This window comes from Paenibacillus diazotrophicus (genome assembly GCF_042610465.1).
In genome coordinates this window covers 367,577-391,188 of the sequence record NZ_JBGJZN010000003.1, presented here as the reverse complement: position 1 = coordinate 391,188, position 23,612 = coordinate 367,577, and the positions used below count along the sequence as shown (strand labels likewise).

Sequence of the window (23,612 nt, the reverse complement as noted above, 5' to 3'; positions counted from 1 at the left end):
CAATTATTACGGAATAAAGAACGCTGCTATGAACACCACAGACATACAAAAAAACCGCCAGAATGGCGGCTTTTTGTATACCTGTTTGTCTAGCTTGTAATGGGTCTTAATAACCCATTCCGTGCTCCATTGTTGTAAATGATCCACCGGTTGATCCCGATGTTTCATTAGAAACTCCTGGTCCGATCAATATAAAGCTAAATAATGCCAGAACGCTGAATGCTGTTAACAGTGTTTTCTTCATTTTTTCTCAGCTCCCTTATGGTTTCACCATACTTTTTCTGTTGCTGTTCCGTAGCATAGTTCCTGTACGTCTCAAATAAAGTAACACAATCAATCACGTTGCCTGCACCATTCAGCCGAATGGCCAAATGAAGAGACTGAAGAATAGTCTCTACTCCTTGAGTATACAGCCCACGATCCAGAAGGTACATTGAAATCTGGTAACGCAGGCGATATAAGCGGTCAATATTAATAGGGTCCATAAATTGCTCAAAACGCACCATTTCACGGGAAAACTGCGCAAGCACTTTATCGACAGAGAAACCATAACGGTTAGCAGCCTCAACAATAACTACAAGTCCAGGCAAAATCTCACCCGGGTGATTAGCCAAGAAGGCTGTATATGCCGGAAGAGCGGCTTTATTTCCAATCAGCATCTCCAGCGTAAAGCTGTTGGCTACTGCGAAAAGGCTGAAGTCTTTAACAACTTCCCGTCCCTCATCATCCAAAACTTCAAACCAGCTCAGGTCGGCGTATCCGGCGGTGTACTTTTTCGCTTCCTCGTATTTACCCTGTTTGGTAAGTGCGGTCGCCTTTGCCAGATAACCATGACCGTAGTATAAGACCAAGGGACGTTCTAAATTCAATTCTTCCTCACGCCGCTTTAACTTCTTCCGAAGTTGTTCCCTATAAATCCCGTTGGCCAGCGCCCGCAATTCGTCGGCGTACTTCTCTACGTCCTTCCACTTATGGAGTGTGAAACAGACGTTAGCCAGCTTCAGCAGTCCATCGAGCTGCATATTCTCCGGAAGCCGCCCCCGATAAGGCTCGAAGGTAATGACCGCACGCAGTTGTTCCTCTTTATCCACTACCGATTCTAGCGACTTGAATATACGATATTGGCAAATAGCCATACGTTCGGAATAGCTATCCAGCTCGTTATCTACGATAATCCGGTAAAAAACCAGTGATTCCTGAATCTTCTCGTTAACATACAGCTTCTCAGCCACGGAGTACAGGATATCCAGCGGCCTCGGGTACTCCATAATCCGGTTCAGGACATCTTCAACACAATGCATTTTGCCGATTTCTGCACAGCGGATCAAAAAGGGTTCAACTCTTCTTCGAGAAATCCGTTCCTCAATAAAGCATTCATCCACATAGAGCGGATACAGCCAGCCTTCAGGAAATCCGAAAGCTCTGGTGACCGCGTCCAGTTGCCCCAGTGACATCGGTTTGGGCGGATTACCGTGCAGAATCGCACTGAGACTTCCGCGGTTCAGACCGGAAACCTTGGCAAACGAAGCAAGATTATGGCCCGAGCGGGACAGATGCTTCTCTATTTCGGAGCGTATGGTCTTCAATTTCGCCTCCACCCGGCACCTCCTCCGTCAATTTCAAGATGAAGCTTCTATTAATTGACATTATAGGTGAAGCTTATAGAAAGCACAACAAAATGACCCCAACAAAATGGGGCCATTCACTTTAGTCAGCTTTTTACCGGAGACAAGCTATTGCTGCAACGCTGCTTTGTTACGTATTCTCGGGCTGTTGGTGTTGTTTCCGAAGGTGGACCCAGCGTTCTTGCGGCTGCGTAGACTCTCCATCATTTTGTTCTGGGCCAGTACAATATACCCGTCCAGCCGTTGGCTGAGCTCCAGGACTGTGCGGTCACTGAGACTACGCTCCTGTGCAACCTCGAGCAATTCACACCTAAGACTCTCTATAGTAATAAACAACTCATCTTCTCTATACTCTTTTCCATACTCAGCTGGAGAATTCTGGTAAAGGTTCACAGTTACTCACCTTCTCTCTATCAACTTCTCCCTTATCATAATTCATGATGCCAAAAAACATATTTTGAAAAAAAAGAAAAATATGTCGATCATCACACAAATGAAATGTTCAAAGTTCAGAACGTCCGGACTCCCCGGGCGGAAGATAGCGCTCTCCCAGGACACCCATGGCAAAATGAATCCATTCGCGTGCCGCAAAGGACAAATAACGGTCTCGCCGCCAGATCATGCCCAGTTGCCAGGGAATCACAGGCTCCGTCAGAGGAACCACTGAAATCCTTGTGCGGTCCATGTCCCGGCAAATGGTCTCCGGCAGCAGAGCAATGCCCATTCCCGCTTCCACCATCCGGCTGATCAAATCCCATTGTGAGCTCTCGTAGACAACCTTTGGCTGAAAGCCCACCTTTACGCACTCCGTAATAATCCGGTCATGCAGCGCGAAATCCTCCCGGAACAGCACAAATTCCTCATCAGCCAGTTCCCGGAGCTGCACGGAGGCAGCCCCAGCCAGGCGGTGGCCTGCAGCCACTAAGAGCTCCAGCTTCTCCTCCACGAAGGTGAAACAGTGGAATATCGCTGTATTCACCGGCAGAACAATCGCACCGATATCCAGCAGCCCGGTCTCCACATCATCCTCTACCTTTTTGGCACCATCCTCATGCAGGCGGATGGTGACATCCGGGTAGCGGCGGTGAAATTCCCCGATAACTGCCGGGAAGAAGCTTGCACCCACCATGGGCGGCAGACCGATCCGGATATGTCCCTTCTTCAGATTGCGCAGACTATCCAGCTCCGATGACAGGTTCTCGAACGATTCCACAATATTCTGGGCTTTAGCCAGCAGGATCTCTCCAGCATCTGTCAGACGAATGCTTTTTCCTTCACGGTAAAAGAGATCCGCTCCTAGCTCGAGCTCCATCCCCCGGATCATTTTGCTAATGGTAGGCTGGGAGATGTACAGCGATTCTGCCGCTTTGGAGAAGCTGTTCAACCTGGCCACCTGGACGAAATACTGCAGTTGCCGGATATCCATATTTTATCGCCTCCATGTATAGACAAAAGGAATGTCACGTATTCATTCTATTCATTTTACCTATGAAAGAAAAGGATGTAAACTTTCAGTAACAAGAAAAACATTCGCTGTCCTCTGCAAGAGGCGGATGTCGTTTTGAAAGGAGCGAAGCCTTATGAAAAAGCTCGGTATAGGCTTGCTGCAGATAGCCGGACTCACCTTATTTTCAATGATGGTCAATTCCCTCACCCCATATCTCCATATTCCCATTCCCGGAAGCATCATCGGCATGATCCTTTTGTTCGCGCTGCTGGAATCCGGTATGATCCGTCTGAACTGGGTAGAAGTTGGCGCTTCCTGGCTGCTTGCCGAATTGCTGCTGTTCTTTATCCCTTCGGCAATAGGAGTAATGAATTATTCGAAACTGCTCGAAGCAGACGGCCTTCAAGTACTGGCAGTTGTGCTAGTCGGCACCTTTGCCGTAATGGCCAGCTCAGGGTTGCTGACGGGTGCAATATTTAAAGTAAAGGAGCGTAGAGGCTCATGATGACTGGACTGTTCCTGCTTGCACTGACTGTCGCTGTGTACCTGCTGGCAAAGCGGATCTACGCTTCCAGCAGCAAAATGTATGCTTCCCCGCTCATCATTACGCCACTGCTGATTATCAGCTTCCTGCTGATGACGGGAATTCCCTATGAATCCTACAATGCGGGAGGCAAATGGCTTACGGATCTGCTGCAGCCGGCAACCGTCGCCTTTGCAATCCCTCTTCATAAAAATTTCAAGGTACTCAAAAAGCACGCCGCCGAGATTGCGGCAGGCGTGCTGTCAGGAACGGTTATGGCCGTGCTCTCCTCGATGCTGCTGGCCAAATGGCTGCATCTAAGCGGCGATCTGGCCACCAGTCTGGTACCTCGTTCGGTGACTACACCGATCGCCATGAGTATCTCGCAAAGCATCGGCGGCGTTCCCAGTATTACGGCAGTCTTCGTGATTCTGACCGGTGTACTGGGTACACTGATGGGGCCTTCTGTCCTTCGCCTCTTCCGCATTGACAACGAAATAGCGCGCGGTGTATCGCTGGGAACCGCCGCGCACGGTACGGGCACCTCCAAGGCTTTCGAGCTGAGTTCGCTGACCGGCACCATCTCCAGTATCGCGATGATTCTGACGGCGCTGTTCTCTATAGGACTTGCGCCTGCTCTCCTCGCGGTTTTCCTCCACTAGGCCGCCCCGGCTTGGGCCACAAGACCTGACCACTCTACAGAGTGGTCAGGTCTCTTTTTTGTACATTTACAGCTTCACCGGCCGTCCGCTCTGCGCTGATTCATACGCTGCACATGTCACCTTCAGCGTCTTGTACCCGTCTTCGTAATCGCTGAGAATACGCGACCGGTCGCCGGTCCGGACGGCATGCAGAAAGGCTTCGCTCTCCAAGGCATAAGGGTTACCTGAATTGGCATACTCCTTGCTGTCGCCGCTGCGGACTTCAAGCAGACGATCCGGATTCCAATCAAGCATTCCATTGTCATTATAGAAGCTAAGTCCTATCCGGCCTACTTCACCCGGCAACACACAGGTATTCGAGATATTTGCAACAATCCCATTGTCCAGCTTAAGCGATACCGTGCCGACATCCGCTACTGTCACGCCCTCATGCTGCTCATGCATGATGCGGTTACCGAACATGCCATAGACCTCCGTCACCTCTCCGCCCAGGTAGCGAAGCAGATCGACGATGTGGGTGGTCTGCTCGGTAAATTGCCCGCCGGATTGCTCCTGATTGCGCCACCAGGCTACTCCGGGCATGCCGCCCATCCATTGCCCGACAATCATCCCCACCTTGTCACCGCTGAGGGATTGCTTCAGACGTGCAATATTCTCCTGATAACGGAAATGGTATCCAACCGAAGTCAAGAGTCCATGCTCCTTAATATCCTGCAGCAGGCTTGCCGGAATCTCTGTACTTGAGCCCAGAGGCTTCTCCACGAAAAAAGGGATATCCCTGCGGATCAGGGCCCGCTCTATCGTTCCATGAGACTGCGGAGGCACACAGATATAAACCGCGTCCAGCTTGTGTGCGTCCAGCATTTCTGTAATTTCCCCATATCCTTCAGCACTGTAGGCTTGAGCCATCTCTTCGCCTTTTTGCTTAGTACTGCCGCAGATCGCCTGGAGCTTTACGTCCTCCATTCCCGCCAGCAAGTCCGCATGCACCTTGGAGAACCAGCCTGTTCCTACAATTCCTATATGAAGTGTCATCAGTTTACCTCCTGAAATTTTGGATGAATGCCTTTTCATAGATTATACCCGTTTAGACCTGGATAGTATAATCCCTCCACTCCTCAGGCAGCAGGTCCGCATAAGGCTGCTGCAGAAAACGGTCATCCGCCAGCACGATAATCCCGCTGTCACTCTCACTTCGGATCAGCCGTCCGCCTGCCTGCTGCACCTTGCACATGCCTGGATAGACATACGCATAGTCAAACCCGTTCTTGCCTTGGGACTGGAAGTAACCGCGCAGTAAATTACGCTCCAGCCCCACCTGCGGCAACCCGACACCGACAATCATCACACCGTTCAGGCGGTCTCCCGGCAAATCGACCCCCTCCGAGAATATCCCGCCAAGCACCGCGAAGCCAAGCAGTGTATCCGGGTTGTCCGGACGGAAAGAAGAGAGGAACCCCTCCCTCGCCTGCTCACTCATCCCGCTGCCCTGCACCAGGGTCGTGATCTCAGGGTACTTGTCCGTGAATACCTCGAAGACGTTCTGCAAGTAAGCATAGGAAGGAAAAAACACAAGGTAGTTCCCCTTTCTTGCCACCATTCCCCGTAACGCATCACTTAGCGGCACCAGGGAACGGGGTCGGTCATGATAGCGGGTGGATACCGGAAGCACTGACACTTCCCACTGTTCTTGATGAAACGGGGAAGCCACTCTCAAGCTGTAATCCCCCTCCGCCGAACCAATCATGTCCCGGTAATAGGACATAGGCGAGAGTGTTGCAGAGAAGAGAACCTGACTACGAAAGCCTTTTGCCATCTGCTGCAGCAGATGTGAGGGGTCCAGATTGAACAGCTTCAGGAATACATCACCGCGCCTTACCTCGGCGTAAGTGATATATCGTTCATCATAGGTCTTGAAGGTGCGCAGCATGCCCTGAACTGCATAATAAGTGTCGAGCAGACCACCTTCCTCTTCATCCTGCTCGGTGAGGAGCAGAGAGGATGGACTCAGTAGCTCCAGTTCCGCTTCAGCGGCAAAAGCCTCCAGCAGCACGGGCAGTTCCTCAGGATATTCTGCCCATTGTCCGCCTCCCTCTTCATTGAAGCTTTTGCGCAGCGCAATGAAGAAACCATTCACCGCCTTGGATGCGGCCCCAAGCTTGCGGTTTACCGTCTTATACTGCCGCTGCAGGCTCAGAAACGGCGCCTTGGTTAGCGAAGCAGAGAACATTTCCCTGCCCCGGTCGACGAGATTATGAGCCTCATCCACCAGCAGCAGCGTCTTCTTCTTCCGATCCTCCGGCAGCCGCTTCAGGCTGATCCGGGGATCATAGATATAGTTGTAATCGCAAATGACCATATCACAGGCATAAGCCGCATCCAGTGAGAACTCAAACGGACACACCTTATGTCTACGAGCATATCCGGCGATAATCTCCTGTGTCATCAGGGTTTCATGCTCCAGCATATCCAGCAGCGCTGCATTCACCCGGTCATAATACCCCTCGGCAAAAGGGCAGCCCTCCTGCCCGCATTCCTCCTGGAAGCAAGCTTTCTCCTTGGCCGTCAGCGTAATTGCATGCAGATGAAGACCGCTGGATACCAACAGCAGGACTGCTTCCTGCGCTGCAAACCGGGTCACCGTCTTGGCAGTCAAATAGAAGAGCGACGAGACGATCCCCTCGCCCATTGCTTTTACCGCCGGGAAGAGGGTTGACATTGTTTTTCCGATGCCTGTGGGTGCCTGGGCGAACAGATTTACACCCTCAACAGCCGTCTTATATACTGCGGCAGCGAAATTCCGCTGACCCTGACGATAGTCCGGGAAGGGAAAGGACAAGCTCCGGATACTCTCATCTCTCCGTGCCCCATGGCGTATCCTCAGTTTCGCATAGGGTGCATACCGGGCTATCGTGTCAGCAGCAAAAGCTTCAAGTTCTTCACGGGTGGCCTTTCTGTACAGGCTGATCTGTTCATCACTGCCCCTAAGAACATAGGTGAGCTTCACTTCAATAGAAGGAAGTTCCTGCTCAAGTACAATCATATAGGCATACATTAGCGCCTGCGCCCAATGGACTTCCCTCCCCTCATGGGTGGAATCCAGAGGTCCGGCTATGGATTTGATCTCCTCTACAATCAGGCTCCCATCTTCTCCGGCCAACAGACCGTCACAGCGTCCATCAATAATGAATAGAAGGTCCTCATAAGGAATCTCCGTCTTGAGGTAGACCTCTTTGCGGTCTCCTTCTTTATATTGCTTCTGAATTTGCTGGTGAATACGCGTACCCTCAGCCATCGCAGCACCGCTCCTGAAACCCGGTTCCAGGCTGCCGCTACTGAAAGCATATTCCACCAGCGTTCTTACCGACAGAAATACCTCTGGACCTTCCATGTACCTTCCTCCTTCACTCCTAACGGGGCCTTTTTTTTGCAAAAGAGGCCATTTCCGTCCTTTTCCCCCGGTATACCGTCATTAATAGTTAATATTCCCGGCTTCACAAGGGAGCGTTTCAAATTACACTTTACCATGCGGTTATACGGCATTTCTTATTTTTGACAATCGTCGGCCTGCGCTGCATAATTAGGTCTATTGATAATGGAATTCATTTGTCTTACGCTGCTTCCTCCTAGCCGGGAATGAGTGTTTATTATGCAGAAAGAAGGCGAAGCTGTGTCATCCCAAAATATGAAACGATGGCTGATCAAACCATTCGTATTTTTTTCCATCCTTTTTATCCTGAAGAGTTTTCTCGCCTGGGGCGTAATCTTTGGAGATTTGGTCCCCTGGAAAACACTCTTAACAGAAATTCCGTTTGTATGGGCTCTTTTTGCCCTGATTGAACGTTTCGCTTCCAAACGGAAGCTTGGCTATTATATGACGGTCAATCTTCTTGTCACCGCTATCTTTTTTGCCGCCATTATGTACTTCAAATATTACGGTGTTATCGTTACTTACCATGCGGCGGAGCAGGTTAATCAGGTTACCGCTGTACGCAACAGCGTATTCTCGCTCATGGATCCGTATTATCTGCTGATCTTTGCCGACATCATCGTTCTGGGCTTCTATTTCTTTATTAACAAGAAGGGCCGGACCTACAAGAAGGATAACATTAATCACCGTAACGGAAAACTAACGCACAGTATTCTGTTTGCAGTCTCACTGGCCCTCTGCCTGTTCAATATCCTGCCCAACAAGGCCAGCATGAATGAGATCAAGAAGGCGCAGGAGATGGGCATTCTGAATTATGAGGCGTATACGATTTTTGCCAAAGACAGACCTGAGCTCGTGAATGCCAGTGAAATCACCCAGGATGCGATCAACAAGCTGAAGGGAATCGACACTGCTGCAGCTTCACCGTTTCAAGGCATAGCCAAAGGCAAGAATCTCATTATTATTCAACTGGAATCGTTCCAGAGCTTTCTGCTTGGGCTTAAGGTAGACGGACAAGAGATTACACCGAACCTGAACCGTCTGATGGAGAATAGCCTGTATTTCCCTAACTTCTATCAAATGGTCGGACAAGGGAATACCTCGGATGCCGAATTTGTAGTGAACTCTTCCTTCTATATTCCGCCGCAGGGTGCGGCGACTATGGCTTATGTTGACAAAGAGCTGCCCAGCCTTCCACGCCTGCTGCAGAATAGCGGCTATCAGAACGCAACCTTCCATACCAACGATGTGGAGTTCTGGAACCGCGGTGAGCTATACAGTGCACTCGGGTGGGAACACTATTACGACCATAAGTTCTTCGGGGATGAGGACACCTTCTTCTTCGGGCCTTCTGACGAGACACTCTACCGCAAGACCTCAGATAAGCTGAAGGAAATGGATGCAGACACCCAGCCTTTCTACGCACAGGTCATTTCGATGTCCGCCCATCATCCGTTCACGATTCCTGAGGAAAAGTACAAGATGAAGCTGCCGGAACGCTATGAAGGCACGTTCGTCGGAGATTATGTCCGGGCCCAGAATTATGCAGACTATGCTTTTGGACAGTTTGTGGATGAGCTTAAGGCAAATGGTGTATGGGATAACAGCCTGATCATGGTCTATGGAGATCACATGGGATTGCCGATCTACTCACTGGATCATGATGACAAGGAGTTAATGACAGAAATTTACGGTCATGATTATGAATATGCGGATATGCTCAATATCCCTCTTATTGTCCATGATGAGGGGACGATTCAGCCGCAAACACTAGATCATGTTGGCGGTGAAGTGGATATCATGCCAACCGCTGCCAGTCTGCTGGGCGTATCCATGGACGATAATATTCACTTCGGCCAGGACATGACAAGCCAGTCTTACAACCTGCTGCCGCAGCGTTATTATCTGCCTACCGGATCCTTTATCGCCAGCTCCGGTCTGCTGATCCCCGGCAACAGCTTTGAGGATAATACACAGTTCACTCTGGCTTCAGGAAACAAATCGCCTGCCGGAACAGAAGATGAGTACAACCGTGCGCTGCGCCTGCGCCAGCTCTCGGACAGCTATGTCATGCAGCTCCCGGACAAAGTAAAGTCTGCAGAATAATATAATGCTGTAAAAGCCGTGCCCCGGAAATCCGGAGCACGGCTTTTTTTTGACATTATAGAGGTCGGCGATATTTTGTTATCGGGAGCGGTATTGTCTGCCCTACTGAGGTCAGCGTTCCTGCTGTTCCAGCATCAGATAATAGTCAGCAAAATTCTGCAGCTCCTCCGGCTTCAATATGGATAAGTGTTCGCTTAGCAGCAGTAAGGAGCGGTATCTCGCTTCCTCCAGCAGTTTTTCCCCCTTGGCTGTGAGGGTGACAATGACGGCTCTGCGGTCTTGTTCATCCTGATCGCGAACACTAAGGCCCAGCAGCTCCAGACGATCCAGCATTACGGTAACCGCACTGGACTTGACCTCCATTTTGTCCGCAAGCTGGATCACCCGGGCATTCTGCTCCTGGGCAATCATACGAAGCAGGCCAAATTGCGGTACGGTAAGTCCGATTTCTTTGTGCAAAGACATTTGTGATGTGATTTTCCGTTGTACCTTCCACATGGATAATCCCAACCGTTCTACCAGCGGATCGATGGGTTGTGACATTCCTTTCAGCTCCAGTCCGTTTGTCCTTGTTCCAGCGTAACATTATTACAGACCATGGTTCAATGTTTTTATATGTGATATTTCTTACATTATTCGTCATTTTCCGACACAAAAAATACAATATTTTCTTATACCTCTAATAAGCTATAATCGTAGAAGCAATACAGCGCTATTGCTGAAAACATTAGAAACAGGGTTGGTGATAGAAATAATGAAGCTGGCAACAAAATTAACCTGGATGATGCTTATTGTGTTGCTTCTGGTTGGGTCCTCCATTGGATTCTTTGGTTACCGTGCGGCTTTTCATCAGGTGGACGAGGCTGCTGGAATCGAATTGGTGGGCTGTGCCAACATCACAACTGGCCTGATTGATCCCGCAGACATTGCGGCACTTGTTGGTGGAGATAACAGCAAAGTGGCTGCTATTGAAGATCGGATCGGCTGGATTGTGGCACACAAGCCTATCTTTAAAGAAGCATTCATCCTTTCACTGGACGGTAAGATCCTCGCCGCCGATGCCAGCTTGAAGAAAAGAGGCTACAAAGCCGGTGATCCCTTCTATTTTTCAGAAGAGGATAAAGCCATGATTACTACCATGAAGCATTCCGCATACTCCACTGTTTATACATACCAGGGCACATCGCTCAAAACCGGATATGGCCCGATTTATCAGGATCATGACCCCAGCAAGCCTATTATTGCGCTAATGGCGATCAATTTTGACGGCCCTTTAATCCAGGAACGGACCATGGACATTATTGTTCAGCCTTTTATTATCGGCGCATCCATTCTGATCGTAGCTATACTTGCCGCTTATCTGTTGATCCGCCGCATGGTCAGCCCGCTCACCAAGCTGTCGGGTTCCGTGAATACTATTGCACGAGGCGACCTTACCCACGAACCACTGCTTTTCAAGAGCAAAGATGAAATCGGGACACTGGCCCGCAACTTCAATGATATGACACTAAGCCTGCGTGAGCTGATCACCCAGGTAAATGATACCTCCATGCAGGTTGCCTCTTCGTCCCAGGAGCTGTCCGCCAGCGCCCAGGAGACGAACCGCGCAGGGGAACACAGTGTGAATGTTACTATTGAGCTTGCCGACGGGGCGAATTCCCAATTGAAGGAACTGGAAGGCAGCTACAAAGCAGTACAGGATATGTCCCGCTTCATCGCGGAGATCGCCGACAATGCCGACAGTGCTATGGATACTGCTGCGAGTAACGCCCTCAAAGCCCGCATGGGCCGGCAGTCCATTGACTCCACAACCACACAGATAGGTATAATGAGCGGAAGCATTCAAGATCTTTCCGACATTATCACTACACTGGGCAGCCATTCCAAGGAGATTGAGAACATTGTTGGCACGATCGCCAGCATCGCCGAAGAAACCAACCTGCTCGCACTGAATGCGGCCATAGAAGCCGCCCGGGCCGGAGAAGAGGGCCGGGGCTTCGCTATTGTCGCCGGCTCCGTCCGCAAGCTGGCTGAACGCTCCGCCAACTCTGCGGCACAAATCGGGGAGCTGGTTAACCTGATTATTGGCCAGATGGACAATGCAGGTGAAACCATGAAACGCTCTACGGAAGAGATGCTGCAAGGGAAAGAGCTCATTGCCTCTGCGGGGCAGTCTTTCTCCGAGATCGAAACCTCAGTCTCCGACATGTCTTCCCAAAGCCAGCAGATTTCAGCGACTGTCCGCGAGCTTGGAATCCTCTCTGGCGGGCTGGTAGAAGCGATTCAGAATATTGTCAGTATCTCTAATCATACGGCTGCAGGTGCCGAGACCCTCTCCGCCTCTTCCCAGGAGCAGCTTGCAGCGATGGAGGAAGTAGAATCCTCTGCTGCTTTCCTCTCTTCACTGGCGGAGAAGCTTCAGGATCTGGTAGAGAAATTCAAAATCTAGGTGAATTCTCAATTTGTATAAGCAAAAAGCGCAGAGCTCCGATGAGGTTCTTCGCTTTTTGCTGCCTTAGGCAGGTTATTCCTTATGTATTTCATTATGCCGTGTTCTCAATGAACCATTGGCCCAGCTCGCTTACAGGCATCGGTCTCCCGTAATAAAAGCCCTGCATCACCCGGCAGCCCAGGGATTGCAGCAATTCAATCTGCTCTGGCGTTTCCACGCCCTCCGCCACAACCTCCATGTTGAGATTGCTGGCGATGGCAATGATATTACTGATGATCGCCTTCTTGGAATGCATCTTACTCTTGCGGATGAATACCTGGTCAATCTTCAGTGTATTCACTGGGATTTCATCCAGATTGCCCAGAGAAGAGAAGCCGGTTCCAAAGTCATCCAGTGATACACGAACCCCTAGATTCCGCAGCTTGGAGAGTTGGGCTACCGTCTCTTCCATATTGTTCATTGCAATCGATTCGGTAATCTCCAGTTCCAAGAAGTGAGGTTCCAGACCGGCGCGCACCAGCGCTTCCTCAACCACTTCGTACAGGGAGCCGCCTTCGAACATCCGGGCCGACATGTTAATGGAGACGGCAACACTCGCCACCTTCGCTCTGTGCCAGAGCATATTCTGACTACATACATCATGTAGCATCCAATACGTAATGGGTACGATCAGTCCAGTCTCCTCAGCAATCGGAATGAATTCGGCAGGTGAAATAATGCCATGTTCCGGGTGTCTCCAGCGCAGCAGCGCCTCCAGACCAACGGTTACATTCAGAAGAGAATCCCATTTGGGCTGATACACGACCATAAATTCCGAACGGGCCAGCGCCTTACGCAGATCCTTCTCCAGCGACATCCTGCGGAGCTGATTGCGGTTCATTTCCTGATCGAATATGCTGAACTTATTCTTGCCGGAATCCTTGGAAGTATAGAGTGCGGTGTCAGCAGCCTTCATCAGGGCTGAGCGGTCAGTCCCATGGGCAGGAGCCATACTGATCCCTACACTTGCTGTTACGTACAACTCATTCCCCTCAATACTGTAGGCCTTCTTCAATTCCTGCAGGATATGGTGTGCGTCCTCCTGGGCATCCTCAGTAGTGCAGACCGGAATAGCAATCAGAAATTCATCTCCTCCCAGCCGGAAAACCTTGCCCTTCGTACCAATTACGCATTGTAATCTCTTCGCAACCTCCTGAAGCAGCATATCGCCAATATCATGTCCCAAGGTATCGTTAATGGACTTAAAGCGGTCCAAATCGACAAAAAACACAGCACCAGAGTGTCCGCCAAAAAATTCATTCTTGAAGTACCGTTCCAGCCCATGACGGTTCGGCAGCCCGGTCAATGGATCATGATAAGCCATGCGTTCCAGCCCGTGCCGGTCCAGAAGAACCGCGCCGCCGGATACACCAAGCATAAAAAAGGTGACAAGCGAAACTCCGGTCAGCAGAATGATATTCATCTCCTCAAAAAAAGGTTGCGTACCAAGCTGGCTGTATTCCTCCAAATGACTGGCCTGCAGGCTGATGTAATGCATCCCCGTAACCGCAGTCCCTATGAACAGTGACGAGTACAGCTTCCAGCGGCTGAAACCGGGATAGTCTTTGAACCTGCGAAAGAGGTACACCCCAGCATACGAGGCTAAACAGGCAACGGCAACCGAAAGCACTTGAGCAGGTATCTCATACAGAATTCTCGCCTCCATCTTCATGGAGGACATGCCCACATAATGCATAGCGGAAATCCCGCTACCGAGAATCAAGCCGCTTAGAAGCAAACGTCCTTTTCTCTGGCGGGGCATAGTAGCCATCCATAGGGATACATAACAGGCAAACATACTGATGAACAGCGACACAACAGCTACGCCACCTTGATAGCTAACCTCGAGTGGCAGTGGGCTAGCCATCATCCCTACAAAGTGTATGGCCCAGATTCCGCTGCCAAGCACGCAAGCTCCGGAGAGCAGCCACAACCGCCTTACGTTTCCCGACGTACGGGAAGCCTGTGATATCAAATTTAGCGCCGAATAGGCTGCAGAAGCAGCTAGCGTAAAAGATAGCAAAACAATCCATAGGTTATATTGGATTCCCATTTGATCCATAGTCGACCTCTTCATCTGTTTAATTATCATCGCCGCCGCAGGTAATCCCTGTAAGTTAACTTTAGCTGTATTCTACCTTGTATTTGATACACTGTCTAAGTAAATACTGGAACTCTGACTTGTCGAATGCCGGCAGCAAATGTCCATCTTACGTATCCGAATCATGCGCCAATGGTCGGAACCTGTCCCGCATGCGAATCTTCCCGCGGAAAGGCTGCGCGCCAAACCCACACATTTGCAGCTGCCAGAATTACCAAATAGATGTACACCCCAGGCGCGAACAGGGTGAACACATAATGAAGGCCTGCCAGTCCCATTAGGATAAAGATCAGTACAAATCCACTCACCGAGAAGTCCTTCTGCTTAGCCGCCTCGTATTTCTCCGAGAATGGCAGCGCCTGCGGCAGCACCCGGAAGCATATGATTGCAAATAACGGCAATGCCAGCATGACATCGGCCAGATCCGGAAGAATCCGTGCACCGAACAGCCAGAGGAATACAGCCGCTTCCAGAACAAATAGTGGAAGCATAAGCCGCAGCAGCGCTGCCTTGAGCATCCCACGGTACACGGGAGCCGTTTCGGGCAGCGGAATCGTTCTGTAAATCCAGGCTCCCTTGTAACTGGCTGAATAGCGGAGCATTTGTACTACAGTCAGCAACAGCAGGGCACTGAGATAGATGAACAAATAGGCCTTAGATTCTGTGCGCACCGTCGAATCACTGCTCCACACCTGGTTGAATATGAAGATAAAAGGGAGCACCAGCGATAACCCGACAGTCGGGTATACCTTCAGCTTGAAATCCCGTTCATTCCTCATCATAGACCATGTGAACCGGAAGAACATCGCCTCTGCCTTATCCCTACATACAAGTTCCGACACCAGGCGGGGATAACGGCCACTGTCTCTGCCGGCAGCCCCCTGCTCCGCCAGCTTCTGCAGGCTCCGCTCAAACAGCGGCATCAGCCGGATATATGCAGCAAGCAGCAGCAACGGGATCATGACAGCCAGCACTGCGAGCACGATAAACTCTGTCCCCCTACTACCGCCCACCAGCACCTCAAACGGGGCAGCGAACCACACAGGTGCAATGAAATACTGCCACCATGCAGGCTGGAAGGATGCTGTCAGATCCGTCATATTGAACAGACGCGGAACCAGCTGATACCCTATCACAACCCCTACGGATAACATGATTTGTATATAGTTGATAATATCCTTGAGTTTCTCCCCATCAAAGACCCTCATAATCAGCAAGTAGAGCAGGGCGGTAAACACGAGAATAAAACCATCCATCAGCAGAATTCCCGCTGCATAGATCAGGAAGAACAATATTCCCTGCTTGAACAAAGCCACCACAAGCGAGGGTGCCGTTAGGGTTAGCGTCAGCGTAACCAAATAAATCAGAATATGGAGACTCTTAGCCATGTTCAGAGTCCTTCGGTCCACCGGCTTGGAGAACAGAATGTTCTTGTCCCGTAAATCCAGCATTACTGAAGAGAAGTCAGAGATCAGAGTAGTCGTGATCATGAACATGACCACAGCAAACAGGACGCTCATTGTCAGCATGTAGTTGCTGTCCGGAATCACGAATAGAATCAGCATAAGTCCGAGCAATAAGTAGATCCACTGCACCCGTAGCGGAGATCCCTCGGTTCCCTGGCCACCCTTCTGTGTTCCCAGCACTGTCGGTGTCCGCCTTCCGTCCATGGTCAGCTTCACTTGCAGAATACTGCGGAGCATATCATAATCCACGCCAGCCCTCTTGAAGATGCCCTGCAGCCGGTCAAGCAGCTTCAGCACCTTGAAATCATTCATGCGGAGCACCTTCTCCAAGCACAGCCACAAACTCGCCGGCGATATCCCGGTACTTATCGAATCCTGTCAGCTGATTAAAGATATCCTCAAGCGATCCCTCCCTGCTCTGCTCCTGAAGCTGTGCGAAGGTTCCATCCGCTACAATGTCCCCGCCATTGATCAGAATGATCCGGCTGCTGATTTTCTCCACAACATCCATGATATGCGAAGAATAAAAGATTGTTTTGCCCTGAGCTGCAAGCGAAGCGAAGATCTCTTTCACGACCATGACACTGTTCGCATCAAGACCGCTAAGCGGTTCGTCGAGAAAGAGAATATCGGGATCATGCAGCATACTTGAGATCAGCAGCACCTTCTGCTTCATCCCCTTAGAATAGGAAGCAATCCGCATATCGTAGGCCTTATCCAGATTGAGCAGGCCCATCAGCCGTTCCGCCTTGGCATCGGCTTCATTCCGCTTCATACCGTACAGCTCCCCAATGAATGTTAGATACTCCCGGGCTGTCAGGCTGTCATAGAGCTCAGCAATCTCGGGCACATAGCCAATTCTCCGCTTGTAGGCGATATCTCCATCCGCAATATCCCTGCCAAAAATCCGCACCGTACCCGTATAGCCTTCCACCAGACCCAGCATGATTTTTACCGTGGTACTCTTGCCTGCCCCATTTGGGCCGATATAGCCGATAATCTGTCCCCTGTAGACTTCGAGGTCGATCCCCCTCAGTACCATCCGGTCGCTGTAATTCATCCATAATCCTGATATCGAAATCACCGGCTCCTCTGTAAGTCCCATAACCTGCTCCTCCTTCAAGAATACGCTGTATAATTCCAAATTTATGTAATTGCCAATATAAATCCTATTCTATCAAATTTCAGACCGTTCACCTATAAGGAATTGCAACAAGAACACTTGATAAAAAAAAGAACGGCCAGCGGCCGCTCCCTTCAGCATTCGATATGTCATCTTCACCTGAATATTACAATTATGCCCTATTCCGATCCTGCTTCAGACTGATTCTCTCCCGCTGACGGGCGGACGCCAGGCACGTCTCAATAAGCATCATATTCTGCACCGGGTCCCCGGAGGCAAACATTGGCTCCGCCCCAAAGACGGCGGCGGCAAAATCATCAGCCTGCCGGACATACGGATTGGCGCCCGTTGCCCGGGCACGCCGGACTTCCCCTCCGGAGTATACAAAAAATTCAGCATCGTCAAATCTGGCATTGAAGGGCATCGGAATCTCGATCCGCCCGTCCGTCCCCAGGACCTCCAGCAGCTGCCGGTTGTAGGCCCACATGCCGCAGTCGAAGATCAGACTGACACCGCCTGGGAACTCGACCAGCCCGGAAGCCATCATATCCACATGGTCATGCTCAGGGGAAAAGATCGCTTGTACCGTAGCCGCCTCCGGCTCCGCACCGAATAACAGCCGTGCCGCACTGAGCGGATAGCAGCCGACATCGTACAAGGAACCACCGCCCCACGCCGATTTGAAACGGATATTAGTGGTGTCTTCAGCATCGTTATATGTAAACGTCCCGCGGATGGACCGAAGCTCACCGATTTCACCGCTGGCGATAACCTCCCGCACCTCGGCAATCCGCGGATGATGCCGGTACATATAGGCTTCAGCCAAATGCACCTCTGCCTTCCGGCAGGCCTCCACCATCTCCGCCGCCTCCTGGCTATTCAGGGCAATGGGCTTCTCGCAGAGCACATGTTTGCCTGCTTCTGCCGCGCGGATCACCCATTCCCGGTGAAGATGGTTCGGGAGCGGAATATATACCGCATCCACGTTCGGATCGGCTAATAGCTCCTCATAACTCCCGTATGCCTGCGCCACGCCAAATTCATTGGCGACGGCGCTGCTTTTGTCCAGACCCCGGCTAGCCACCGCCTGAATAACGCCTGTCTCCGATTCCTGGATGGCCGGCATAACCGAACCTGTCGCAATTTGGGCACAGCCCATGATTCCCCAGCGCAGCTTTTGTGTCATCGTGCACACCTTCCCTTGTCATAGATTTCCTGCCTGTCCTTAATGAAAACAATAGCATAGAATCCGGCATATCTCTATTTATGGAAACGGCAATTATAGCATCACATTCAGCAGAACAGCCATACCCAGCACCACGATACGGGCCAAGCTCATCAGCACAAAATTTTTGACAGATAGAATGAAGGTGGTAGCCTTCTCCTGCTTGCGGGTGAATTCCGCAATATTCCGCCGCAGCGGAATCAGTGTCAGCAAGAGCAGCGCCACCAGCACAGGGTTCACTCCAAGCAGCAGCAGCACGACAAGGTCTGCATACGAGACATAATACAGCAGCTTAAACAGCAGGAGCGCGTTACTGCGTCCGATATACACAGGCAGTGTGTACCGCCGGTTATCTATGTCATCCTCTATGTCACAGATATTGTTGGCCAACATAATTCCGGCAATCCCGAGAATCGCCGGTATGGAGAACCAGAAGAGATACAACACCTCAAGCATGTTAACATGCAGACTGACCCAGCCTTCGGAGAACAAAAGCGTTACCACACTTTGATCCGAGTGAATATAGGCCGAGATGAAAATGATCACAAAACCCATAAATAACCCGGAGAACAATTCGCCCAGCGGCATCCGTGAGATCGGTATCGGACCGAATGAGTACAGAATGCCGATCAGGAAGGACAAGCCTCCCAGCAGAAATACCAGCAGCCCGGTCTCGGCAACCAGCGCAATTCCGCCGCCCACCGCAAGCACCAGCAGCACAGCAATGGTAATAACGACCGTACTCTCTTTCAGCTTGTGGCGAACAATAGCATTATGCGTTTCATAGCCGTAGCCATGCGTTTTGGCTGCCTTTTTAAAATCATAATAATTGTTGATTGCCGTTGTCGCCATATCAAAACTCAGCAGGGACACCAGCATCAGCACAAAGCGAAGAACATAGAAATCCTCAAAACGGTACAGGGCATACAAGGTCCCCAGCATAAAAGGCAGCATGCTCGCCACCTTCGTGGGCAGCTCAACAAATCGCAAGAAACTTTTTACATTCACGGCCATACATCCTTATCTGTCAAATAAGCGCGGTTATGCTCCGGTAGTGGTAATCGTAACCGGGGACCATTCAGCAATCACTGTCTGTCCATGCGCGGACACGCTGCCTTCGGGCGTCAGATCCTTTTCCGTCATGATTCCCAAGGCAACGGTAAAGCCGTTCAATTTGATCGGCACGTGCTCTCGGCGCACTTCCCTGCCGTTCACATAGAATAACGCCTCATCCTTGCCGCGGTGGTATGAGATCTTGTAAGTGTTGAATTCACGTGGTTTAAAGTCGGTATCCTCTGCAAAAATGCAGAAATACTTGGTTCCTCCAGTATCGGGAACCTGAACACCCGGGAAAGGCAGGATGCCGTAGACACTGGCATATTGATCATTCCCGGCAAAAAAGTCCAGCGCGGCCCCTGTTGTGAAATCAAGGAGATTCAGCGAAACATAGCCGTCATAGAGGTCGCCTGGCGCGGTACCCTGTGTACGGGCGCGGATCTGAAGTTCAAAGCTGATCTCCCCATCCTCCGGTACCTTCACCGGCTCTGCAGAATAATACATATGCTTCGCATTGTCGAGAATCTGCACCTGATTATTCTGACGGCTCAACTGTGCACGCACATACAAATACCCATTGCGTACAATCACTACAGCCTCCGGCTCGCGGTAAGCCCAGAAAGAACCGTCTGGCAGGGTGAAGCCGCCTGTCTTCCAGACCTTGCCCTCTGACAGAATCGTATGGAAATCTCCGAGTACAGTCTGCTGGCTTACAGCTTCTGAAGTATTCTCATTGACGGGTATGTTGTTGTCCATAAGTTCACTCTCTTTCTATATATAGTGGCTGCAGAAGTTAGATCAGCCCTTGGATAAGCAGAGCCACAATCATAATTGCTCCACAGCGTACAGATGCCTTCAGCGACGCGCCCATCAGCGGCAGATAGGCTGCTGAGGCATTTTCCGGTTGCAGACTACGATAGACATGCATCGGTGCAATGGCAGTCAAGAGCGCCAGCAGGGCGTATACAGGCAGCACACCCAGCAGAACACAAATGATCAGCGATACATAGGAGGTATAGAGCAGAACATGCGAGAAGACCAGTGCCCGGCGTTCTCCCCACACGACAACCAGGGTCCGTTTGCCTGCCTGTTCATCCGCTCTCCAGTGCAGAAAGTGATGATTGAACAGCAGCAGGGTAGTGAGCAGTCCGACTGGCATCGACAGCAGCGCCGCCTTCAGGCAGAATTCGCCGGTCTGCACAAAATAAGCACCCATTACAGGCATCAGTCCAAAAGAGAGAAAAATAGCCAGTTCGCTATATCCCTTGCCGCGATAGCCAAAACGCAGCGGCGGAGCAACATAAAAATATGCGATTAACGCTCCGCCCGCCACAAACCATAGGATCTCCCAGCCGCTGTAAACGCTGAGCACCGCTCCACAGAGCACAGCAAGCGCAAGCAACCCCCATGTCAGATAGGTGAAGACCCGTTCGGACAGCACACCTCCCGACAGAAATCCCGAGTTGGTCGTGATCACCCCTGGTGTATTCAGCGCCTCCGTATCCGTTCCGTTGCGGAAATCCCATATATCATTCACCATGTTGGAGAACAAGTGGGCCGCAGCAGCTCCGATAATCGTGACAACAAATAAAAACGGGTGAAAATCCCCCTCCCATACATATGCCCCGACAGTACCCAAGACAACCGGTATTAACATAACGGGGATAACTTCAAACCGTGAAGCCTTCTTAAATAGAGTCCATTTATTCATACAGAGGCTTTATCTCCTTCTATTATTAATTAATAATAATTATCGTTAGACTATTATACATCAAAATTCGACATATCGGGCAGAAAATCGCTGCAAAATATTCCCTTATCGTGGTACAATATTTGTTATAGTACTTATTTCCTATTGATCTGAAATACTTTAAAGGGGAGCATCATGAAGCTACGCAAAAAAATTGTAATCTTTACTTTTGTTGTTGCCTTGCTTGCCTTAGGGGTTACTTACCTGCTTCTGCACCTCACCATGCTAAACCGTTTCGAGAAGCTGGATGAAGCCGCCCTAAAGGATAGCCTGGCGGATACACTATCCTCTTATCAGGAGGAACTGCTTGATATGAAGACCAGTATGCTGAATTATTCACTCCGGGATGAGACTTATGGATTTGCAGAGTCGGGCCGCACGCCCGAAGGTTCCATTGCCGCAAATGACGCTATTATCCGCAGTATCTTCAATAGGACTACCTATGAAGTCAATCACTTCGATATGATTGCCCTGCTGGACAAATCGGGACAGCCTCTATATGGCGGTACATATGATTCGAACTTCAGGAGTATTTCCCCATTGACACCGGAGTTCCATACCCTTTTCAGATTGATGAACAGCCGGCTGCCGGCCCTTTCCGGTCCAAATGATAGTCAATCCGGAATTGTGATTCTGGATAAGGGTCCGATGCTGGTTACCCTCACACCCATTGTCAACAGCCTCAAAGATCAACCGGTAATCGGAACAGCCATTGCAGGAAGAATGCTTAATCAGGAGGAGATTACCCATATCCGGGCTGACGGTTCCTCCAGTATTCAAATGACAAGAGTGACCTCAGGAATGCTCGCACAAAGTGGAGGAAAGAAACTCTGGATGAGTCCGGTATCCAGCAGCATGATGTCGGTTCATACCATCGTAGACGATCTGTTTGGTAATCCGGGCATGGTCATTACACTACATCAATCCCGCAGGATCTATGAGAGCGGCCAGGACTCCGTCTACAGCTTCCGGCTGTTCTTCTTTTTGATAACTATCCTTATCTGCATAGGAAGCATGGCCTTCGTGAACCGCTCCATTCTGGGAAGAATGTCCTCATTAATTACTAATATCCGCGCTATCGGCAACAGTAAGGACTTATCCATTCGGATCCCCAGTACCGGAAAAGATGAATTCAGCGACGTAGAGCATGCGTTCAACCGGATGATTGATTCTCTGGAGCAGGCACAAGATGATCTCCGCCATCAATCGATGCTTGATCCGCTAACCCAGTTACCCAACCGTGCGCTCTTTTTCGCGAAGCTTAACGCTGCGATTGACGCCATGAAAGGCAGCAGCCGTCAGATAGCCCTCGTCTTTATCGATCTGGACCATTTCAAGACCGTGAATGATACGCTTGGCCATGATTTCGGCGACACCATGCTCAAAGAAACGGCCTTCCGGATTACGCAGGTTGTCGGCCAGCATGATGTGGTGTCACGCCTAGGCGGCGATGAATTCACTATACTCCTCTCAGACATCCCCGATTCCGTCTCCATATGCGACCGGCTGTCGAGTATTCAAGAGATTCTTTCCATGCCGCATCATATCCAAGGGCATCTCCTCTACAATACAGCAAGCATTGGTGTCAGTATCTATCCTCAAAACGGGGAGGACGCCGACTATCTGGTGAAGCAGGCCGATCTGGCGATGCTCCATGTCAAAGAGACGGGAAGAAACAATATTCTCCAATACTCCGAAGACCTGGAAGAGAGTATCCGGCGTAAAAAGGTATTGTCCCAGCTGCTGTTGTCTGCTGCCGCTAATGATGAATTCGAGGTGCATTACCAGCCAATTCTTAATAGTAGGGATCTACAGGTGCATAAAGTGGAAGCCCTGCTGCGCTGGACAACCCCGTCCCATGGGGCCATTTCTCCCGCAGAGTTCATCCCGCTCGCAGAAACCAGCGGCTCCATTGTCAGTATCGGGGGCTGGGTGCTGCGGCAGGTCTGCGCCGATGTGCAGAAGTTTCGGGAGCAAGGCCTGTTCCTAACAGCTGCAGTTAACATTTCAGCGGTCCAGCTGATGCAGCCCGGACTGCTGGATCTGCTCCTGGATCTGCTTCATGAATTCGGGCTGCCCCCTTCCTGCCTGGAGCTTGAAATCACAGAGAGTGTACTCGTCTCCGGCGACAGCATCTTCCAGTCCCTACAGCAGCTTAGAGCAAATGGATTCCGCATTTCGCTTGATGACTTCGGCACCGGATTCTCGTCGTTGAGCTATCTGCGGCGGTTCCCTGTCGATGTGATCAAAATTGACCGTTCGTTTGTCTCCGAGATGACCCCGGACCCACAGGGGGATGTGCTTGTTAAAGCCATTATCGAGCTGAGCCACAATCTTGGCCTGTGCGTGGTGTCCGAAGGCATTGAGCATCCGGGGCAGTTCCAAATGCTGCGAAGCCTGGGGAGTGACGAGCTTCAGGGCTACTATATCAGCAAGCCTGTTAAGGCTGGGGATATCCCTGCTTTTTTGTTACAGGAAAATTCAGAAAATGAACAGTTCCTTTATAGGCAAGTTTCAGACGATATGATATGATAGGCAAGCTGATAACAGCACCCGCTTTTGGGTGCTGTTATCCTATGCGAACACTTATGAAAATTGGAGGCATTT

Annotated in this window: 18 protein-coding genes; 5 read left to right on the top strand and 13 right to left on the bottom strand. The window is 50.5% G+C overall.

All coding sequences use genetic code 11. The annotated features are described in order from the left end of the window. Positions 1 to 197: 197 nt before the first annotated feature. The 3 genes from ACAN54_RS15920 to cidR form a co-directional block, all read right to left on the bottom strand. The gene (locus tag ACAN54_RS15920; protein ID WP_379156919.1) at positions 198 to 1,598 is read right to left on the bottom strand and encodes a DNA-binding protein; all 1,401 of its coding nucleotides are present in this window, start codon (positions 1,596 to 1,598) and stop codon (positions 198 to 200) included. A gap of 135 nt (positions 1,599 to 1,733) precedes the next feature. Continuing rightward, positions 1,734 to 2,018 (bottom strand): Spo0E family sporulation regulatory protein-aspartic acid phosphatase, encoded by a 285-nt coding sequence (locus ACAN54_RS15915; protein WP_379156916.1) that lies wholly within the window; start codon positions 2,016 to 2,018, stop codon positions 1,734 to 1,736. 109 nt (positions 2,019 to 2,127) lie between these two features. Further along, entirely contained in the window at positions 2,128 to 3,051 is a 924-nt protein-coding gene (cidR, locus tag ACAN54_RS15910; RefSeq protein ID WP_379156913.1) for a cidABC operon transcriptional activator CidR, read from the bottom strand. A 154-nt stretch (positions 3,052 to 3,205) separates the two neighbouring features. Here cidR and ACAN54_RS15905 point away from each other — a divergent pair, with 154 nt between their 5' ends. Further along, complete coding sequence (locus ACAN54_RS15905) at positions 3,206 to 3,577, top strand: CidA/LrgA family protein (protein ID WP_379156910.1); 372 nt, start codon at positions 3,206 to 3,208, stop codon at positions 3,575 to 3,577. Continuing rightward, complete coding sequence (locus ACAN54_RS15900) at positions 3,577 to 4,257, top strand: CidB/LrgB family autolysis modulator (protein WP_379157526.1); 681 nt, start codon at positions 3,577 to 3,579, stop codon at positions 4,255 to 4,257. The genes ACAN54_RS15905 and ACAN54_RS15900 overlap by 1 nt, the downstream gene beginning before the upstream one ends. Before the next feature lie 66 nt (positions 4,258 to 4,323). Here the strand turns inward: ACAN54_RS15900 and ACAN54_RS15895 are convergent, their stop codons facing one another. Together ACAN54_RS15895 and ACAN54_RS15890 are read right to left on the bottom strand one after the other, a co-directional pair. Beyond that, positions 4,324 to 5,292, bottom strand: a complete 969-nt coding sequence (locus ACAN54_RS15895) for a Gfo/Idh/MocA family protein (protein ID WP_379156907.1) — start codon at positions 5,290 to 5,292, stop codon at positions 4,324 to 4,326. Positions 5,293 to 5,344: 52 nt separating this feature from the next. Further along, a complete protein-coding gene (locus tag ACAN54_RS15890; RefSeq protein WP_379156904.1) occupies positions 5,345 to 7,648 on the bottom strand; it encodes a helicase C-terminal domain-containing protein in 2,304 nt (767 codons plus the stop codon). A gap of 258 nt (positions 7,649 to 7,906) precedes the next feature. On the opposite strand from ACAN54_RS15890, the gene ACAN54_RS15885 reads away from it, so the two are divergent. Beyond that, a complete protein-coding gene (locus ACAN54_RS15885; RefSeq protein WP_379156901.1) occupies positions 7,907 to 9,793 on the top strand; it encodes an LTA synthase family protein in 1,887 nt (628 codons plus the stop codon). 111 nt (positions 9,794 to 9,904) lie between these two features. Here the strand turns inward: ACAN54_RS15885 and ACAN54_RS15880 are convergent, their stop codons facing one another. Next, positions 9,905 to 10,336 (bottom strand): MarR family winged helix-turn-helix transcriptional regulator, encoded by a 432-nt coding sequence (locus ACAN54_RS15880; protein WP_379156898.1) that lies wholly within the window; start codon positions 10,334 to 10,336, stop codon positions 9,905 to 9,907. Positions 10,337 to 10,547: 211 nt separating this feature from the next. On the opposite strand from ACAN54_RS15880, the gene ACAN54_RS15875 reads away from it, so the two are divergent. Beyond that, positions 10,548 to 12,242 (top strand): methyl-accepting chemotaxis protein, encoded by a 1,695-nt coding sequence (locus tag ACAN54_RS15875; protein WP_379156895.1) that lies wholly within the window; start codon positions 10,548 to 10,550, stop codon positions 12,240 to 12,242. Between the two features lie 94 nt (positions 12,243 to 12,336). On the opposite strand, the gene ACAN54_RS15870 is transcribed toward ACAN54_RS15875, so the two are convergent. The 7 genes from ACAN54_RS15870 to ACAN54_RS15840 all read right to left on the bottom strand — a co-directional run bounded on the left by ACAN54_RS15870 (position 12,337) and on the right by ACAN54_RS15840 (position 20,966). Continuing rightward, complete coding sequence (locus ACAN54_RS15870; RefSeq protein WP_379156892.1) at positions 12,337 to 14,346, bottom strand: bifunctional diguanylate cyclase/phosphodiesterase; 2,010 nt, start codon at positions 14,344 to 14,346, stop codon at positions 12,337 to 12,339. Between the two features lie 161 nt (positions 14,347 to 14,507). Beyond that, positions 14,508 to 16,163, bottom strand: coding sequence for a hypothetical protein (locus ACAN54_RS15865; protein WP_379156889.1), 1,656 nt, complete (start codon positions 16,161 to 16,163; stop codon positions 14,508 to 14,510). After that, positions 16,156 to 16,956: an ABC transporter ATP-binding protein gene (locus ACAN54_RS15860; RefSeq protein WP_379156886.1), complete on the bottom strand. Its 801-nt coding sequence runs from the start codon at positions 16,954 to 16,956 to the stop codon at positions 16,156 to 16,158. Before ACAN54_RS15860 ends, ACAN54_RS15865 begins: the two co-directional genes overlap by 8 nt. Positions 16,957 to 17,146: 190 nt before the next feature. Beyond that, positions 17,147 to 18,160: a Gfo/Idh/MocA family protein gene (locus ACAN54_RS15855; RefSeq protein WP_379156883.1), complete on the bottom strand. Its 1,014-nt coding sequence runs from the start codon at positions 18,158 to 18,160 to the stop codon at positions 17,147 to 17,149. A 93-nt stretch (positions 18,161 to 18,253) separates the two neighbouring features. Beyond that, positions 18,254 to 19,207, bottom strand: coding sequence for a 1,4-dihydroxy-2-naphthoate polyprenyltransferase (locus ACAN54_RS15850; protein WP_379156881.1), 954 nt, complete (start codon positions 19,205 to 19,207; stop codon positions 18,254 to 18,256). A gap of 33 nt (positions 19,208 to 19,240) precedes the next feature. Further along, a complete protein-coding gene (locus ACAN54_RS15845; protein WP_379156878.1) occupies positions 19,241 to 20,011 on the bottom strand; it encodes a DUF6081 family protein in 771 nt (256 codons plus the stop codon). 37 nt (positions 20,012 to 20,048) lie between these two features. Beyond that, a complete protein-coding gene (locus tag ACAN54_RS15840; RefSeq protein WP_379156875.1) occupies positions 20,049 to 20,966 on the bottom strand; it encodes a prenyltransferase in 918 nt (305 codons plus the stop codon). Positions 20,967 to 21,140: 174 nt separating this feature from the next. Here ACAN54_RS15840 and ACAN54_RS15835 point away from each other — a divergent pair, with 174 nt between their 5' ends. After that, positions 21,141 to 23,537, top strand: a complete 2,397-nt coding sequence (locus tag ACAN54_RS15835; protein WP_379156872.1) for an EAL domain-containing protein — start codon at positions 21,141 to 21,143, stop codon at positions 23,535 to 23,537. Positions 23,538 to 23,612: the final 75 nt, after the last annotated feature.

Excerpts from the sequence above, each read along its gene's own strand:
- cidR (WP_379156913.1), bottom strand. The coding sequence starts at position 3,051 with ATGGATATCCGGCAACTGCAGTATTTCGTCCAGGTGGCCAGGTTGAAC.
- ACAN54_RS15905 (WP_379156910.1), top strand. The coding sequence starts at position 3,206 with ATGAAAAAGCTCGGTATAGGCTTGCTGCAGATAGCCGGACTCACCTTA.
- ACAN54_RS15900 (WP_379157526.1), top strand. The coding sequence starts at position 3,577 with ATGACTGGACTGTTCCTGCTTGCACTGACTGTCGCTGTGTACCTGCTG.
- ACAN54_RS15895 (WP_379156907.1), bottom strand. The coding sequence starts at position 5,292 with ATGACACTTCATATAGGAATTGTAGGAACAGGCTGGTTCTCCAAGGTG.
- ACAN54_RS15890 (WP_379156904.1), bottom strand. The coding sequence starts at position 7,648 with ATGGAAGGTCCAGAGGTATTTCTGTCGGTAAGAACGCTGGTGGAATAT.
- ACAN54_RS15885 (WP_379156901.1), top strand. The coding sequence starts at position 7,907 with ATGCAGAAAGAAGGCGAAGCTGTGTCATCCCAAAATATGAAACGATGG.
- ACAN54_RS15880 (WP_379156898.1), bottom strand. The coding sequence starts at position 10,336 with ATGTCACAACCCATCGATCCGCTGGTAGAACGGTTGGGATTATCCATG.
- ACAN54_RS15875 (WP_379156895.1), top strand. The coding sequence starts at position 10,548 with ATGAAGCTGGCAACAAAATTAACCTGGATGATGCTTATTGTGTTGCTT.
- ACAN54_RS15870 (WP_379156892.1), bottom strand. The coding sequence starts at position 14,346 with ATGGATCAAATGGGAATCCAATATAACCTATGGATTGTTTTGCTATCT.
- ACAN54_RS15865 (WP_379156889.1), bottom strand. The coding sequence starts at position 16,163 with ATGAATGATTTCAAGGTGCTGAAGCTGCTTGACCGGCTGCAGGGCATC.
- ACAN54_RS15860 (WP_379156886.1), bottom strand. The coding sequence starts at position 16,956 with ATGGGACTTACAGAGGAGCCGGTGATTTCGATATCAGGATTATGGATG.
- ACAN54_RS15855 (WP_379156883.1), bottom strand. The coding sequence starts at position 18,160 with ATGACACAAAAGCTGCGCTGGGGAATCATGGGCTGTGCCCAAATTGCG.
- ACAN54_RS15845 (WP_379156878.1), bottom strand. The coding sequence starts at position 20,011 with ATGGACAACAACATACCCGTCAATGAGAATACTTCAGAAGCTGTAAGC.
- ACAN54_RS15840 (WP_379156875.1), bottom strand. The coding sequence starts at position 20,966 with ATGAATAAATGGACTCTATTTAAGAAGGCTTCACGGTTTGAAGTTATC.
- ACAN54_RS15835 (WP_379156872.1), top strand. The coding sequence starts at position 21,141 with ATGAAGCTACGCAAAAAAATTGTAATCTTTACTTTTGTTGTTGCCTTG.